The organism is Erwinia sp. S43, from assembly GCF_016624745.1.
GTDB lineage: Bacteria > Pseudomonadota > Gammaproteobacteria > Enterobacterales > Enterobacteriaceae > Erwinia > Erwinia coffeiphila.
Genome location: NZ_JACVTX010000001.1, coordinates 140,670 through 157,768 on the forward strand (window position 1 = coordinate 140,670; position 17,099 = coordinate 157,768).

Genomic DNA, 17,099 nt, shown 5'->3' on the forward strand with positions numbered 1-17,099 from the left:
GGCGCTCGTCGCCCCGTTTTAATTGACCAGGATACGCTATGGCACCATTCCTTTCTCTCCGTCATGTCAGTAAAACCTTTCATGCAAACAGGGCGCTGAATAATATCAATCTTGATTTTATGCCGGGGGAAGTCCATTGCCTTGCCGGGCAAAACGGCTGCGGTAAATCGACGATGATTAAAATCATCTCCGGCGTCTATCGCCCTGACGAGGGGGGAGAAATTGAACTGGGTGGTAAGGTCTGGTCGAAACTGACCCCGGTGACGTCAGTTGCGCAGGGCATTCAGGTGATTTATCAGGATCTGTCGCTGTTTCCCAATTTGAGCGTTTGGGAAAACATCGCAATTAATCACTATCACCACGCCGTATTAGTGAAGCGCCGCGAGCTGCGCCGCCGCGCGGAGCGGGCGATGGCCAGCATCAACGTCTCGTTGCCGCTGGATGCGCCGGTGGAGTCGCTGTCGATTGCCCGCTGCCAGCTGGTCGCTATTTGCCGCGCGCTGGCGCAGGATGCCCGGTTAATCATTATGGATGAACCCACCGCTTCGCTGACCCACCAGGAAGTGGAAGGTCTGTTGCATGTGGTGCGACAGCTGCGTGAACGGGGGATCTGCGTGGTGTTCGTCAGTCATCGTCTGGAAGAGGTGATGGCGGTTTCAGACAGGATCAGCGTGATCAAAGACGGCAGCCTGGTGGGAACCTGGCCTGCATCGGAGATCACCACCCGCAGGCTGGGTTTCCTGATGACTGGCCAGGAGTTCGACTACAAGATCCGCGAACTCTGGCAGGGTAAAGGCAGCCAGCCGACGCTGGAGGTCCGTGACCTCAGCCGTAAAGGCGAATACCACAATATTTCTCTGAAGGTTGAGGCCGGGGAAGTGGTGTCGATCGTCGGGCTGTTAGGGGCAGGCCGGACGGAACTGTGCCTGAGCCTGTTCGGTATGACGCAGCCGGACAGCGGCGAAATATTGATTAACGGCCATGCCGTTCATCTGCACAGTAACCATGACGCCATCCGCCAGGGGATTGGCTACGTCTCAGAAGACCGCATGTCGCGCGGGCTGGTAATGACCCAGTCCATTGAAAACAACATTATCAGCACCGTGTTCAGAAAAGTCAGGGGCGCGTTTGGCCTGCTGAGTGACAGTAAAAGCCAGCAACTGGTTGAGCGGATGGTGAAAGCGCTGACCATTAAAGCCCCCGATACCGGCCTGCCGGTCAATACGCTGTCGGGCGGTAACGCCCAGCGCGTTTCAATTGCCAAATGGCTGGCTATCGCCCCGAGATTGCTTATCCTCGACAGCCCGACGGTCGGCGTTGATATTGCCAATAAAGCGGGTATATACCAAATTATCAGCGATCTGGCCGCCCATGGCATCGCCGTGCTGATGATTTGCGATGAAATTGAAGAAGCCTGGTACCAGAGCCACCGCATTCTGGTCATGAAACAGGGGCGGCTTACCGATTGTTTCCTGCCGGACCGCAGCAGCCAGGAGCAGATTGCGGAGGTGGTGAATGGCTAACCTGTTCAAACGGCATGAATTCTGGCTGGCGGTGTTAATCATCACGATATGCCTTCTGCTGGGCTGGCGTAGCGATGAGTTTCTGACGCTCAGCAACCTTTACGATCTGCTGAACAATTACGCCATGTTAACCATCCTCGCCTGCGGCCTTTTTGTGGTGCTGATTTCGGGCGGGATCGATATCTCCTTCCCGGCGATAACGATAATTGCGCAGTATGGCATGGTGGTGTTGTTGCAAAAGTTTGGCGGCAACTTTGCGGTCGCCTTCATGCTGGCTGGCGGTATCGGCGTGCTGCTGGGGTTGATCAATGCGCTGCTGGTCAATCGTCTGAACGTCCCCTCAATCATTATCACCATTTCGACGCTGAATATTTTCTACGGTTTACTGCTGTGGCTCAGCAAAGGGGTCTGGCTATACGACTTTCCGCCGTGGTTTGAGCAGGGAGTGATGCTGTTTAAATTCACCGACGCGGAGGGCTACGACTACGGGCTGGGTCTGCCGCTGCTGGCAATGATAGTCGTGGTGTTGCTGACCGCTTTCATCATGAACTTCACCGCGACGGGCCGCAAAATCTACGCGATGGGCGGCAACCGTGAATCTGCCAGTCGTATCGGCTTCAGCGTGTTCGGCCTGCAGCTGTTTGTTTACGGCTACATGGGGCTGCTGTCCGGTGCGGCGGGGGTGATTCAGGCATGGACCGTGATGACGGTGGCCCCGGACGCGCTGCTGGGGTATGAGCTGACGGTGCTGGCCGCCGTGGTGCTGGGGGGAACCAGCCTGATTGGCGGACGCGGCACCCTGACGGGGACACTACTCGGGGTGATCCTGCTGGCGGTGATGCAGAACGGCCTCAACCTGTTGGGGGTGTCTTCATACTGGCAGACCCTGATTACCGGGGCGATTATTGTCGCCAGCATCAGCGCGACGGCATGGAGCCAGTATCAGAACCGGAGTTTGTTATGAAAAAGTCCTGGCGTAATAACATTGAGTTTTACCTGATTGGTCTGCTCGGGTTGACGGTGGTGGCCTTCAGTATTGCCATGCCCGAGATCTTCTGGTCGGTGAGTAATTTTCAGTCCATCGCCTCCCAGATGCCGGTGCTGGGCATTCTGGCGCTGGCGATGGCGATGACCATGCTGTGCGGCGGAATTAATCTGTCGATTATTGCCACCGCTAATTCCTGCTCGCTGGTGATGGCCTGGGTTGCCACCCAGTATCCGCCCGGAGTGGGGACGGCTCTGGCTGCACTGCTGGCGGGAGGGGGGGCCGCGTTAATTATCGGCCTGTGCAACGGCGTACTGATTGCGGGAATACGCGTCTCGCCGATCCTCGCCACGCTTGGGATGATGACGCTGCTCAAAGGCGTGAATATCCTGCTGACGGGGGGAAGTGCGATTGCCAACTATCCGCAGTGGGTGCTGTGGTTGAACCATGCGCAGTGGTTCGGCATACCCCTGCCGCTGTGGCTGTTTGCCGCGGTCGCCCTCGGTTTGTGGGTGATGCTGGAAAAAACCGCGCTGGGGCGCTCAATTTATTTGATTGGCTCCAACGAGCGTGCCACACACTACTCCGGGATCAATACCCGCCGGGTGTTGATTTGGGTGTATGTTATCTCGGCGCTGCTGTGTGCGATTGCCGCCTTCCTGATGATGTCGAAGCTGAATTCGGCGAAAGCGTCGTACGGCGAGTCTTACCTGCTGATATCGATTCTTGCTGCGGTGCTGGGCGGGGTGAATCCTGACGGCGGCAGCGGCCGAATTATCGGTATGGTTCTGGCACTGTTCCTGTTACAGATTATTGAGAGTGGTTTTAATATTCTGGGCATCAGCCCGTATCTGACCATGGCGCTGTGGGGCACATTACTGCTGTGCTTCATTCAGGCGAAAGGGATGCTTGGGCTGGGGCGGGCAGGATAAACAGCAGGGCGGGATTTTCTCCGGGAGCGACGATCCCGCCCTTACTGACAATGTGGCTGACATTCGCCTGCCCGAAGGGAGCAGGCGATGTCAGTCTTCAGCACATCAGAAATCATCCTGTTGTAAATAGCGCCACGCATACTGCGCATACAGCTCCGCACCGTGCACCATCACATCCTCATCGATATTGAAGCAGCCGTGATGATGCGCCCAGTCGGTGCCTTTCGCCTTGTTACCGCAGCCCAGAAGGGCAAAGCAGCCGGGGATATTCTCAATAAAGTAGCTGAAATCCTCACCTCCGGTGGTCGGGCGTTCTGCGTACAGCACCTCTTCACCGAACGCATCACGGATCACCGACTGCGCCAGCAGGGCGCTGCGCTCTTCGTTGATCACCGGCAGCGTGCCGTAGGTGTACTCAACTTCCGCCGTGGCACCGAAGATCCCCGCCGTGTGATGAGCATAGCGCTCGATCGCCGCCTTCAGGCGCTCGCGGGTAGCAACGTCAAAGCAGCGCACCGTGCCGTCCAGTACCGCATTCTCTGCAATCACGTTGAAACGCGTGCCGACTTCCATCCGACCAATGGTCACCACTGCGGATTCCAGCGGCGAGGTTTCGCGCGCGACAATCGCCTGCAGATTCATCACAAACGAAGAGGCCACCACGGCGGCATCAATACAGGCTTCCGGCATCGAGCCGTGGCCGCCGCGCCCTTTGAATCTCACTTTCAGCAGATCGGCCGAGGCAAAGCTGGAGCCGACGTTGCAGGAAATCTTGCCGGAGGCGGTGGTCGTCCAGATATGCATGCCAAAGACGTTATCTACGCCCTCAACCGCACCCTGGCGAACCATCTCACGCGCACCTTCGGCGATCTCTTCCGCTGGCTGGAAAATCAGCCGCACGTTGCCGCGCAGCCCGGCGCGGTTCTCCTGTAGCGCTCTGGCCGCGTTCAGCAGCATGGAAGTATGCGCATCGTGGCCGCAGGCGTGCATTTTACCGTCGGTCAGGGATTTGTAGCTGAGTGTGGTGCTCAGTTCCTGCACCGGCAGCGCATCCATATCGGCACGCAGCGCCACGGTTTTGCCCGGCTGACCGCCTTTGATCTCAGCGATAATGCCGGTTGGCTGAGTCAGACGGTAGCTGATGCCGATCTCATCCAGCGCCTGCGCCACTTTCTGGGTGGTACGGATTTCTTCCCACGGCAGCTCGGGGTGCGCGTGCAGATCGCGGCGGAAGGCGATCATCGCCTCTTTCCAGGCGTGGACGGCCTGCGTAATTGACTGGCTTGTCATAACGGTTGCTTCCCTTATTTTTCGTACCATTGCACTGAATAATGATTTAAACAGCAGGAATAATGTAGCCCACCATGATCCCGGCAAGTACCACCGACACCATAGTGACGGAAATAAAGCCCCCGACCAGCATCGGTGCCAGCATATGCTGGGTCAGCACCTCGCGCTCTTTCTCATCTTTGGTCAGCGCGGTGATGGCTTCGTTAGTAATAATGTAGTCCGCCGGGAAGCCGTACATCGAGGTCAGCGCGATAGCGAACGCCATCTCCATGCTGACGCCCAGCATTTTGCCCACGATCCAGGAGACGATAAACATCCCGACTACGGCGGCGGCAATCAGCACCAGCATCGGCAGCAGCAGGCGCAGCAGCATTTCCGGCGTGGCGCGGTTCAGCGTATCAAAAATAAACAGCATCAGGCCCATCACCGCAAAGCCGAAGCCGTTGGCTTTTTGCAGCGGCTGCCGCTCCAGGAAACCCAGCGAGGCGGCGATCACCCCGAACAGCAAGCACAGCACGAACGGGCTGACCGCAACAACGGGAGCCAGCCAGCCGGAGACCAGATACGCCAGCCAGCCGACGAAGGCGAGGCGCATAAATTTAAAATAGCTGGTGTTGTAGTGGGCGGGCATGCGACCAAACAGGCGCGGCATGGCGTTATCCGCTGCGCCGGAGGATTTATCCGGCAGCGGGGTGCCCGCGACCGTCTCCTGCCACTCGCCGCTGCGGTACTTTTGCAGCACGCGCTTTCCCTCACGCTGCAGCATAATGGCGGTCAGCGGATAGCCGGCAAAGCCCTGCATCACGTAGATCAGAATGGCAAAAACGGATAGATCAACCAGCCCGGCGGACGCCGCGCCCTTGGACATGATGATCGCCGAGACGATGCCGCCGACCAGCGGGGGAATGGTCACAATAGCGGTGTTGCGGTCGAACATCAGCATACAGACCACAAATACCGTCACCATAATACCGGCGATACCGGCCAGAGAGATGATGATGGTTTTCCACTGGCGGATCAGTTCAGGAACCGACAGCAGGGTGCCCATATTGGTGATCAGTAAATACATCAGCATCACCGCAACTACCGGGGTGATACCGGCGCGGCTGACGATATCCTGCGGGAAGAAGGTCCAGTAGCCAAATAAAAACAGTACGGCGCAGACAAATACGGAGGGTATCCAGGCTTTCGTTCTGACAGAAACCAAATCGCCCAGGTATAAAATGACCATGACCAGTAAAAGTGCGAACATTTGTGACATAAGACACATCCATTTGATTATTTTTAGAATAACAGCCCTGTTGGTCAGATAATCTGATTTTTACCTGATGATTATAATTATCAACTAGTTGGTGGTGTTGCTAACGCGAAGTTTTAGAATAAATGCCCAGGGTGTTAAATAAAGTGACCGGTGACAATAATTAACACAGCACAAAACTGATGACCAGAGAAGAATCACTGAAAGTGTGAGGTTATAAGGAAAAACTATGCGAATTTAAGTTTAAGAGAGTATTTCCGGCAGTGTTGAAAGTTTGAAAGGGCTATATTCAGGCGGGTGCTAAAAATCTAATTTTACTTACGGTGCGTAACGATAAAATAACAACCGACAGCGCTGCCAGGCGCTGTCGGTCATATTGTTAACGTGCCAGACGATAATACGCTTCATTCCAGCGCAGCGCATCGCGGAAACCGTGGATGGTGGTGTCGTTATCAATCACCAGCACTTCGATGTTATGCAGTTCGCCGTACAGACGCATATCGTCAACCGTCAGCGCCTGGCTGAACACCGTATGGTGTGCACCGCCGCCGAGTATCCAGGCTTCTGAAGCCGTCGCCAGCGAAGGCTGGGCACGCCACAGCGCGCGGGCAACCGGCAGTTCAGGCAGGGCATGCGGCTGCTCGATGGCATCCACCACGTTAACCAGCAGGCGGAAGCGATCGCCCATATCGATCACGCTGGCGTTGACCGCCGCACCGGCCGGAGAAGAGAAGATTAACCGCGCCGGATCGGCCTTACCGCCAATGCCCAGAGCCTGCACATCCAGCAGCGGGCGCGCTTCACGGGCGATAGACGGGCAGACTTCCAGCATATGCGAACCTAATACCAGATCGTTACCCGGCGAGAAGTGATAGGTGTAATCCTCCATAAACGAGGTGCCGCCCGCCTGATTACCGGCCATCACTTTGAAAATATGCAGCAGCGCGGCGGTTTTCCAGTCACCTTCACCGGCAAACCCGTAACCCTGCTGCATCAGACGCTGCACCGCCAGCCCCGGCAGCTGGGTCATACCGTGCAGAGTCTGGAAGTTAGTGGTAAACGCGCGGCAGCCTTCGCCGTCAAGGAAGCGTTTCATACCCAGTTCGATGCGGGCGGCATCCAGCACGTTCTGGCGTCTTTCCCCGTTAACCGCCGCCGCTGCTGAGAACTCATAGCTACTCTCGTACTCATCAACCAGCGCGCTGACGTCTCCGTCGCTGACCTGATTAATCACCTCCACCAGATCGCCGACGCCCCAGCCGTTAACGGCATAGCCGAACTGGATCTGCGCGGCGACTTTATCGCCTTCCGTGACCGCCACTTCACGCATATTGTCACCGAAGCGCGCCACCTTCAGCTGTTGGCTGGCGAGTTTTGCGGCCGCCCCACGCATCCACTGAGCAATGCGCTGTATCGCCTGCGGGTCCTGCCAGTGCCCGGTGACCACCTGATGCGGCAGGCGCATACGGGCACCGATGAAACCGAACTCACGGCCGCCGTGCGCGGTCTGGTTCAGGTTCATAAAGTCCATATCCATGCTGTCCCACGGAATTTCCGCATTGAACTGGGTATGGAACTGCAGCAGGGGTTTATTCAGCACGGACAGCCCGCCGATCCACATTTTCGCCGGTGAGAAGGTATGCAGCCAGGTAATAATTCCCAGACACTGCTGGTCGTGGTTGGCATCGCGGCACAGCGCCAGCGCCTCGTCCGGGCTTTTGACCAGCGGCTTAAGCTGGAGTTGGAAGGGCAGTTTTCCTTCGCGGTTAAGCTGGTTGACGACCTCTTTGCCGTGCTGTTCAACCTGACGCAGAGTTTCCGCGCCGTACAGATGCTGGGTGCCAATCACAAACCATACGGTTGCGGTGTTTAACAGGGTCATAAAACCACTCCTTCACTGACGGATGACTGTTGTGGCGCAAACTGCGGTTCGGCAACTTCGCACCATTGAAGATAACGCTGATAAAGCTGTTGAAAACGGGCGACGCGGGCAGGATCGGGTTGCAGAGTCTGCTCCAGCGGACTGGCCATCTGCTGCTGCGCGGCCGGAATATCGGCGTAGACGCCTGCGGCAACGGCGGCAAAAATGGCCGCACCCAGCGCGCAGCACTCGTCGGAAGCCACGATGTCCAGCGGGCGGTTCATCACATCGCAGCACACCTGCATGATGGCCGGAGACTTGCGAGCAATGCCGCCGAGCGTCAGGATCTGCTGTACCGGAATATCCTGATTTTCGAAACATTCCATGATGGTTCTGGCCCCGAAGGCGGTGGCGGCGATAAACCCGCCGAACAGCGTAGGGGCATCGGTGCCCAGATTCAGATCGGTAATCACCCCCTTCAGGCGCTGATTGGCAAACGGCGTACGGCGGCCGTTAAACCAGTCCAGCACCACCGGCAGATGATCGAGCTGCGGATCGCTGGCCCAGGCTCTGGTTAACTCCTCCAGCAGGGCGCGGCGGATCGGTTCCAGCTGGGTTTTCAGTTCCGGCTGCTGCTGTATCGCCTGTACCAGTGGCCAGCTGAGCAGGCGGCTGAACCAGGCATACATATCGCCAAACGCCGACTGACCGGCTTCAAAGCCGATCATCCCCGGCACTACGCTGCCGTCCACCTGACCGCAGATGCCTTTAATCGCCCGATCGCCCACGCGCTCGGGATCGGCAATCAGAATGTCGCAGGTGGAGGTGCCGATGACTTTCACCAGCGTGTAGGGCTTCGCACCGGCACCGACCGCGCCCATATGGCAGTCAAAGGCACCGCCGGAAATCACCACGCCGCTCGGCAGGCCAAGGCGTTCAGCCCATTCGGCGGTGAGCTCGCCCACCGGCAGGTCGGCGGTCCAGGTATCGGTAAACAGGGGAGAATCCAGATCGCGGGTCAGCAGCGGATCGAGCGCATCAAGGAATGCCGCCTCAGGCAGACCCTGCCACAGCGGATGCCACAGGGATTTATGCCCGGCGGCGCAGCGCCCACGGCGCAGATCGGCCGGAGCGGTGGTGCCGCTGAGCAAAGCCGGAACCCAGTCGCACAGCTCAACCCACGAGGCAGCGGCGTCACGCACCGCGGCATCCTCACGGCTGACGTGCAGGATCTTGGCCCAGAACCATTCCGAGGAGTAAATCCCGCCGATATAGCGTGAATAATCTTCAAACTCGCCGCTGTGGCACAGGCGGGTGATGGCTTCCGCCTCTTCGATGGCGGTGTGATCCTTCCACAGCACGAACATCGCATTGGGGTTATCGGCAAATTCCGGGCGCAGCGCCAGCACCCGACCTTCACGATCGATGGGCGCGGGGGTAGAGCCGGTTGAGTCGACGCCAATTCCGACCACGTTCTGGCTGTCGCTGCCGAGTTGAGTGACAACGTCACGGATGGCCTGCTCCAGCGCTTCGATGTAGTCCGCAGGATGATGGCGGAACTGATTGCGGTTGGGCTGACAATAGCGGCCCTCCTGCCAGCGCGGATAGGCAACGACCTGCTTCGCCAGTTCACGTCCGCTGGCACATTCCACCGCCAGCGCCCGAACCGAGTCGCTGCCAAAATCCAGACCGAGGGTTATGGCACCCTTGTTCATAGTTGTTCTCCAGAGACGATAGTCAAGTCTCTCTATCCTGGGAACATGGCGCAGAAGCGGTTAGGTGTGAGCGGCTGCAAATATGCACTTTTCTGCCATCAGATGCGGTTATGTGATGCGCTTCAAATGTTACTTTCCGGTTAAATCAGCTGAATGCATGGACAAAACGCCTGTAATTCCAGTGTGTGATAGCGCTCTACAAATTTCCGCCTGTATGCGGGTAAAACTAATTAACCGCCGCCGAAAAAAACACGACGGTTTTATATAAGTGACTGTTTATACGATTTTAATTATTGCATCTTCCGATTGTTACCGTTTACACAACCCCGTCAAAAGCGGGCACTGAGCCGGAGAGCCTCATGCACAAATTTACTAAAGCACTGGCCGCAATCAGCCTTGCTGCCGTTATGTCACAATCCGCTATCGCAGAGACAATGAAACTCGGTTTTCTGGTGAAGCAGCCGGAAGAACCCTGGTTCCAGACCGAATGGAAGTTCGCTGACAAAGCAGGCCAGGAGCTGGGCTTTGAGGTGATCAAAATTGCCGTGCCGGATGGCGAGAAAACCCTTAACGCCATCGACAGTCTGGCAGCCAGTGGTGCTAAAGGCTTCGTTATCTGCACCCCGGACCCGAAACTGGGTTCCGCGATTATGGCGAAGGCACGCAGCTACAACCTGAAAGTGATTGCGGTGGATGACCAGTTCGTGACCGCCAAAGGCAAACCGATGGATACCGTGCCGCTGGTGATGATGGCCGCGACCAAAATCGGCGAGCGTCAGGGGCAGGAGCTGTATAAGGAGATGCAGAAGCGCGGCTGGGATGTGAAAGACACCGCAGTAATGGCGATTACCGCTAACGAGCTTGATACGGCACGTCGCCGCACCGGTGGTTCAATGGACGCGCTGAAAGCGGCCGGATTCCCGGAAAAACAGATTTATCAGGTTCCCACCAAATCTAACGATATCCCCGGTGCGTTTGATGCCGGTAACTCGCTGCTGGTACAGCATCCTGAAGTGAAAAACTGGCTGATCGTCGGCATGAATGACAACACCGTGCTCGGCGGCGTGCGCGCAACAGAAGGCCAGGGCTTCAAGGCACCTAATGTTATCGGCATCGGTATCAACGGCGTGGATGCGGTCAGCGAACTGTCAAAAGGCCAGGCCACCGGCTTCTACGGCTCGCTGCTGCCAAGCCCGGACGTTCACGGCTACCGCAGTATCAAAATGTTGCACGACTGGGTGACCAACGGCGCGGAGCCGGCGAAGTTTACCGAAGTGACCGACGTGGTGCTGATCACCCGCGACAACTTCAAGGCCGAGCTGGCTAAGAAAGGGCTGATGTAATTCGCTTTAAGTGACAATGTCACTTGATGTGGGTCGATCGCTGCAACGGTCGGCCCACGGTCTGATTATTTGTATTACGGGACGTATAACGCCGTTACCGTCCCGCACCGTTTCAGGGGAGTGATATGACCAGAGAACCCGCTTATCTCAGCTTTCACGGCATTGGTAAAACCTTTCCCGGCGTGAAGGCACTGCAGGACATCAGCTTCGACTGCCATGCCGGAGAGGTCCATGGGTTGATGGGGGAAAATGGTGCCGGGAAATCAACGCTGTTGAAAATTCTCAGCGGCAGCTATCGCGCCAGCAGTGGAGAAATTCGCCTTAAGGGCCAGCCTGTCAATTTTCAGCACACCACCGATGCGCTGAACGCCGGAGTGGCGATTATTTATCAGGAACTGCATCTGATCCCGGAAATGACCGTGGCAGAGAATATTTTTCTGGGCCAGCTGCCGCAGCGCGGCGGGCTGGTCAATCACCGTCGCCTGCGTGCGGAGGCGGCAAAACAGTTGGCGGTGCTGGGGATGGATATCGACCCCGATATGCCGCTGAAATATCTCTCGCTGGGTCAGTGGCAGATGGTCGAAATCGCCAAGGCGCTGACCCGCAACGCGCAGGTGATTGCGTTTGATGAACCGACCAGCTCGCTTTCCGCTCGTGAAATCGATCAGCTGTTCCGCGTCATTCGCCAGCTGCGCGCCGATGGCCGCGTGGTGCTGTACGTTTCACACCGCATGGAGGAGATCTTTGCCCTCAGCGATGCGATTACCGTTTTCAAGGACGGTCGTTACGTGCGTACCTTCAGCGATATGAGCACCTGCGACAATGAACAGCTGGTGCAGGCGATGGTCGGGCGCGATATCGGCGATATCTACGGCTACAGCCCGCGTCCGTGCGGCGAGGTGCGCCTGCGTCTGGATAACGTGCAGGCGAAAGGCGTACGCAGCCCGGTCTCATTCAGCGTCCGCGCCGGTGAAATCGTCGGGCTGTTTGGTCTGGTGGGTGCAGGGCGCAGCGAACTGATGAAGGGGCTGTTTGGTGCCACCCGGCTGACCGGCGGCGAGCTGTGGCTGGATGGCGAAAAACTCAACCTGCGCGAACCGGTTGAGGCGATCCGCGCCGGCATCATGCTCTGCCCGGAAGATCGCAAGGCCGACGGCATTATTCCGGTGCACTCGGTTCGCGACAACATCAACATCAGCGCCCGTCGCAATAACCTGACGGCAGGTTTTCTGATTGATAAAGCCTGGGAGTCGAAAAATGCCGGGCTGCATATCCGCTCGCTCAATATCAAAACCCCGACGGCGGACCAGCTGATTATGAATCTTTCCGGCGGCAACCAGCAGAAGGCGATCCTGGGCCGCTGGCTGTCGGAAGAGATGAAAGTGATCATGCTCGACGAGCCGACACGCGGTATTGACGTGGGTGCTAAAAACGAAATTTATCAGCTGATCTATGCGCTGGCCGAGCGCGGCATTGCCGTGCTGTTTGCCTCCAGCGATCTGCCGGAGGTGATGGGCCTGGCCGATCGCATTCTGGTGATGCGCGAAGGAGAGATTGCCGGCGAGCTGGCCCACGACGATGCCACCGAAGCGCTGACCCTCGGTCTGGCGATGCCTAAAACCGCTAAACCTGCCACCGCGGTGGCCTGATATGCAGGAGAAACCTATGTCTTCGACAACTTCAACGACCGCCCCGGCGGCACCGTCGCGCCTGAGCTTCGGGCGTATCTGGGATAACTTCGGCATGCTGGTGGTGTTTGCCGCTCTGTTCCTCGCCTGTATGGTCTTTGTGCCTAATTTCGCCAGTATTATCAATATGAAAGGGCTGGGACTGGCGATTTCGATGTCCGGAATGGTCGCGTGCGGCATGCTGTTCTGCCTGGCCTCCGGCGATTTCGACCTCTCCGTGGCATCGGTCATTGCCTGCGCTGGAGTGACCTGTGCGGTAGTCATCAACCTCAGCGAAAGCCTGTGGATCGGCGTCGGTGCCGGTCTGCTGCTCGGCGTGGCCTGCGGCTTCGTGAACGGTTTCGTCATCGCTAAGCTGAAAATCAACGCGCTGATTACCACCCTCGCGACCATGCAGATCGTGCGCGGTCTGGCCTATATCTTCTCCGATGGTAAAGCGGTAGGCATCGAAGATGAGCGCTTCTTCGCGCTGGGCTATGCCAGCTGGCTGGGCGTACCGGCACCGGTGTGGTTAACCATTATCACTCTTGCGCTGTTTGCCTTCCTGCTGAATAAAACCACCTTTGGCCGCAACACGCTGGCTATCGGCGGTAACGAAGAAGCCGCGCGCTTAGCCGGTGTGCCGGTGGTGCGCACGCGGATTATCATCTTTATCCTCTCCGGCCTGGTGTCCGCCGCGGCGGGGATTATCCTGGCGTCGCGCATGACCAGCGGCCAGCCGATGACCTCAATCGGCTATGAGCTGATCGTGATCTCTGCCTGCGTGCTGGGCGGCGTATCGCTGAAGGGCGGTATCGGTAAAATTTCATATGTGGTGGCGGGGGTTCTGATTCTGGGTACGGTGGAAAACGCCATGAACTTATTGAATATATCGCCTTTCTCACAGTACGTCGTTCGCGGTTTGATATTGTTAGCAGCAGTCATTTTTGACCGCTACAAACAGAAAAATAAAGCAGCCTGATAAGGGGACGCGTTATGTATCATCGCCTGGCACCGGTCACACAATCTAACCCGCTGTTACCTGGTTATCAGTTCGGTGCCTGGCTGGTGGCCGGGCTGACGCCGATTAACGCCGACGGGCCGCTCGATTTCTTCGTCGACCGGCCGCACGGTATGAAAGGCTACATCCTCAACCTGACGGTGAAAGGGCGCGGACGCATTTTCGACGGTGATGCGGCCTTTGACTGTGAAGAGGGCGATCTGCTGCTGTTCCAGCCGAAAACCCCGCACTATTACGGCCGCTCGCCCGACAGCGATGCCTGGCATCACCGCTGGGTCTATTTCCGCCCCCGCGCCTACTGGAGCGACTGGCTGTCGTTTCAGGACGAGGTGCAGGGCGTGGGACGGCTGCACCTACCCGAGGCGCTGCGCGGGGAGTTCGACCGCCTGTTTGCCAGCATTGAAAACACCCACAACTCCGGGAGGCGCTTCGCCGAAGAGCTGGCGATGAACCTGCTGGAGCGCCTGCTGCTGCGGGCGGTAGAAGAAGATCCGCGCAGCCATCAGCAGGTTCGCGACTCGCGGGTGATTGAAGCCTGCCAGTATGTCACCAGCAACCTGGCGGCTGAGGTAAAAATTGAGGAAGTGGCTAAACACGTCTGCCTGTCGCCTTCGCGGCTGGCACACCTGTTCCGCGAGCAGATGGGGGTTAACCTGCTGCGATGGCGGGAAGATCAGCGGGTGATCCGCGCCAGACTGCTGCTGCAAACCACCCAGGAGCCGATTGCCAGCATTGGCCGGGAAGTGGGCTATGACGATCAGCTCTATTTCTCGCGGGTGTTCCGCAAACGGGTCGGCGTCAGCCCCAGCGATTTCCGCCGCCGCAGCCTGGATGCGCACGATGCGCTGGTCGCTCAGGAAACATGGTACGTACCACGGCGTGCTAATGAATAAGAATCAGAATGATTTCACCTTGTTCTCTCTGGGCCGATCGTCTTAAATCAATGGGTAACCAGAAGAGGGAAAGTGATGACTGATAAAATACGTGTAGGGCTGGTGGGCTATGGTTTCGCCAGTAAGACGTTTCATGCGCCGTTAATTGCCGGTACGGCAGAAATGGAGCTGGCCGCTGTTTCCAGCAGCGATGCCACAAAAGTCCACGTCGACTGGCCCTCGGTGCAGGTGGTTGCCGATCCTCAGGCGCTGTTTGACGATCCGACCATCCAGCTGATTGTGATCCCCACGCCGAACGATACCCACTTCCCGCTGGCGAAAGCCGCGCTGGATGCGGGTAAAAACGTGGTGGTGGATAAACCGTTTACCGTGACGCTGTCACAGGCACGCGAGCTGGACGCGCTGGCAAAAGCGAAGGGTCTGCTGCTGTCGGTGTTCCATAACCGCCGCTGGGACAGTGACTTCCTGACCGTCAAGTCGCTGCTGGCCGACGGCACCCTGGGTGAAGTGCGCTATTTTGAGTCGCATTTTGACCGCTTCCGTCTGGAAGTAAAACAGCGCTGGCGCGAGCAGAAAGGCCCGGGCAGCGGCATCTGGTACGATCTGGGACCGCATCTTATCGATCAGGCTCTGCAGCTGTTCGGTTCCCCGGTAGCGATTAACGTCGACACCACCGAGCTGCGCCCGGGTGCGCAAACCACCGACTACTTCCACGCTACGCTGATCTATCCGCAGCGCCGCGTCGTGCTGCATGGCAGCATGCTGGTGGCGGCAGAATCCCCGCGCTATCAAATCCACGGTACGCAGGGCAGCTACGTGAAGTATGGCCTCGATCCGCAGGAAGATGCGCTGAAAGCGGGTGCCCGCCCGCCGCAGGAAGACTGGGGATACGATATGCGTGACGGCGTGGTGACGCTGGTTAACGGAGATGTGCTGGCCGAGAAAACTCTGCTGACCATTCCAGGCAACTATCCCGCGTACTATGCGGCGATCCGTGATGCGCTGAACGGCGTGGGTGAGAACCCGGTGAAAGCCGAAGAGGCGATTCAGGTGATGGAACTGATTGAACTGGGTCTGCAATCCGCAGAGAAGCGCCAGACGCTGTCGCTGAGATAATCTGATCGGCCCAGGTTAGATCCAGTGACGAGGTTATTGTGGGAAGTTAACGTAAGATGTTGTCGCTGAGTTAATCTGTGCGGTCAACGTAAGTTCCTGTTGCTGAGTTAATCCTTACGGTTAGCGTGAGTTTCTGCGGCGGAGTTCATCCGGGCGGTAAACGTAAGACCCTGCCGCAGTAATAATGCGCGTGGTCTTCGCAAGTCACTGTCGCTAAGATAATTCGTACAGCCGGGGATTCCCCGGATTAGAACACCATATCGGCGTCACCCTGCACCTTGCCGTTTTCAAACAGGCGGAAAGCAGAGGCCTCTACCGATAAGTGTCGAACTAATGCCGCCGCCTTTTGGATCGCTATCCGTCATGCGGCGGCAGTTTTTTCTTAATCTACTGTCTTGAACATTAACCCGCGACGCGAGCCCGCACCGCGGCTTTTTCCGCCTCGCTCAGGAAGGCGATTTTCAGGCCGTTATCCTGCGCGGTACGCATCTGCTGCTGGCTCAGACCGGCTGCCGGCGCGGCAACCTCATATTCATGCCCAATTTCGATGCCCTGAACGGCCGGGTCGTCGGTATTGATGGTGGCCAGAATGCCGTGCTCCAGGAAGGCTTTCAGCGGATGGCTCGCCAGCGAGGCGACGGTGCTGGTCTGGATATTGGAGGTGAGGCAGGATTCAATACCGATGCCGTTCGCCGCCAGATAATCCATCAGTGCCCGATCTTCAATGGCCTTCACGCCGTGGCCGATACGCTCCGCACCCAGCTCGCGAATCGCCTGCCAGATGCTTTCAGCACCGGCGGCTTCCCCCGCGTGCACCGTGATGCGCAAACCGGCATCACGCGCGCGGTTGAAGTGGCTGAGGAACTGATTTCCCGGGAAGCCAAGTTCATCACCGGCCAGATCCAGCGCGGTAATGCCGTCGCGGTGTGCCAGCAGGGCATCCAGTTCGCGCAGGCAGGCCTGCTCGCCGAAGGTGCGGCTCATAATTCCGATCAGGCGGACGTCAATGTTGTGTGCGGCACAGCCTGCTTTCACACCGTCGATCACGGCTTCCACTACGCCTGCTACCGGCAGATTATGGGTCATCGCCATATAGCCCGGAGAGAAGCGCAGTTCGGCGTAGTGGATTCCGGCGCGCGCGGCATCTTCAACGTTTTCCTGCGCCACGCGGCGGCAGGCATCCAGCGAGCCGAGTACCTTCACGCCCCAGTCGAGTTTATTCAGGAAGCTGACCAGATTCGGTTCGGTTTCGATGACCTGTACGTGCGGGCGCAGGGTTTCCAGCGTGCTGGCGGGCAGGGTGAGGTTAAATTCACGGCCTAAGTCGAGGATAGTTTGCGCGCGAATGTTGCCATCAAGGTGGCGATGAATATCGGTAAGGGGAAGCTGGCGGTCGATCATGGTCGGCACTCTTGAGGTGATGTAAAAGTGCAGAGCATTATAAAAACTAATTGCGCAACAGTACCAGTTATTTGCGCAAATGGGTGATTGGTTG

The 17,099-nt window shown here is 57.6% G+C and carries 13 protein-coding genes; 8 read left to right on the top strand and 5 right to left on the bottom strand.

Translation table 11 applies throughout. The features are described from left to right. Window positions 1-38 precede the first annotated feature (38 nt). From IBT47_RS00700 to IBT47_RS00710, 3 genes are read left to right on the top strand one after another with little or no spacing between them, the layout of a single operon-like run. The gene (locus IBT47_RS00700; protein ID WP_200558682.1) at window positions 39-1,523 is read left to right on the top strand and encodes a sugar ABC transporter ATP-binding protein; all 1,485 of its coding nucleotides are present in this window, start codon (window positions 39-41) and stop codon (window positions 1,521-1,523) included. After that, window positions 1,516-2,487 (top strand): ABC transporter permease, encoded by a 972-nt coding sequence (locus tag IBT47_RS00705; RefSeq protein WP_200558684.1) that lies wholly within the window; start codon window positions 1,516-1,518, stop codon window positions 2,485-2,487. Before IBT47_RS00700 ends, IBT47_RS00705 begins: the two co-directional genes overlap by 8 nt. Beyond that, window positions 2,484-3,440, top strand: a complete 957-nt coding sequence (locus IBT47_RS00710; RefSeq protein ID WP_200558686.1) for an ABC transporter permease — start codon at window positions 2,484-2,486, stop codon at window positions 3,438-3,440. Before IBT47_RS00705 ends, IBT47_RS00710 begins: the two co-directional genes overlap by 4 nt. Window positions 3,441-3,545: 105 nt before the next feature. Here IBT47_RS00710 and IBT47_RS00715 read toward each other — a convergent pair whose 3' ends face one another. From IBT47_RS00715 to IBT47_RS00730, 4 genes are all read right to left on the bottom strand, one after another. Continuing rightward, window positions 3,546-4,730 (bottom strand): amidohydrolase, encoded by a 1,185-nt coding sequence (locus tag IBT47_RS00715; protein ID WP_200558688.1) that lies wholly within the window; start codon window positions 4,728-4,730, stop codon window positions 3,546-3,548. A gap of 46 nt (window positions 4,731-4,776) precedes the next feature. Further along, window positions 4,777-5,991, bottom strand: coding sequence for a hypothetical protein (locus tag IBT47_RS00720; protein ID WP_200558690.1), 1,215 nt, complete (start codon window positions 5,989-5,991; stop codon window positions 4,777-4,779). A 376-nt stretch (window positions 5,992-6,367) separates the two neighbouring features. Further along, window positions 6,368-7,870: an L-arabinose isomerase gene (gene araA / locus IBT47_RS00725; protein WP_200558691.1), complete on the bottom strand. Its 1,503-nt coding sequence runs from the start codon at window positions 7,868-7,870 to the stop codon at window positions 6,368-6,370. Next, window positions 7,867-9,564: a ribulokinase gene (locus tag IBT47_RS00730; protein WP_200558692.1), complete on the bottom strand. Its 1,698-nt coding sequence runs from the start codon at window positions 9,562-9,564 to the stop codon at window positions 7,867-7,869. Before IBT47_RS00730 ends, araA begins: the two co-directional genes overlap by 4 nt. A gap of 359 nt (window positions 9,565-9,923) precedes the next feature. Here IBT47_RS00730 and IBT47_RS00735 point away from each other — a divergent pair, with 359 nt between their 5' ends. The 5 genes from IBT47_RS00735 (at window position 9,924) to IBT47_RS00755 (ending at window position 15,604) form a co-directional block, all read left to right on the top strand. Then, window positions 9,924-10,907, top strand: coding sequence for an arabinose ABC transporter substrate-binding protein (locus IBT47_RS00735; protein WP_105595514.1), 984 nt, complete (start codon window positions 9,924-9,926; stop codon window positions 10,905-10,907). A gap of 125 nt (window positions 10,908-11,032) precedes the next feature. Continuing rightward, the gene (gene araG / locus IBT47_RS00740; RefSeq protein WP_200558693.1) at window positions 11,033-12,556 is read left to right on the top strand and encodes an L-arabinose ABC transporter ATP-binding protein AraG; all 1,524 of its coding nucleotides are present in this window, start codon (window positions 11,033-11,035) and stop codon (window positions 12,554-12,556) included. A 16-nt stretch (window positions 12,557-12,572) separates the two neighbouring features. Further along, window positions 12,573-13,556 (top strand): L-arabinose ABC transporter permease AraH, encoded by a 984-nt coding sequence (araH, locus tag IBT47_RS00745; protein WP_200544747.1) that lies wholly within the window; start codon window positions 12,573-12,575, stop codon window positions 13,554-13,556. Between the two features lie 14 nt (window positions 13,557-13,570). Further along, complete coding sequence (araC, locus tag IBT47_RS00750; protein WP_105595511.1) at window positions 13,571-14,488, top strand: arabinose operon transcriptional regulator AraC; 918 nt, start codon at window positions 13,571-13,573, stop codon at window positions 14,486-14,488. A 75-nt stretch (window positions 14,489-14,563) separates the two neighbouring features. Continuing rightward, window positions 14,564-15,604 (top strand): oxidoreductase, encoded by a 1,041-nt coding sequence (locus IBT47_RS00755; RefSeq protein WP_200558694.1) that lies wholly within the window; start codon window positions 14,564-14,566, stop codon window positions 15,602-15,604. Between the two features lie 402 nt (window positions 15,605-16,006). Here the strand turns inward: IBT47_RS00755 and add are convergent, their stop codons facing one another. Next, window positions 16,007-17,005 carry an adenosine deaminase gene (gene add / locus IBT47_RS00760; RefSeq protein ID WP_200558695.1) on the bottom strand — a complete coding sequence of 333 codons (999 nt, stop codon included), beginning with the start codon at window positions 17,003-17,005 and terminating at the stop codon, window positions 16,007-16,009. Between the last annotated feature and the right edge of the window lie 94 nt (window positions 17,006-17,099).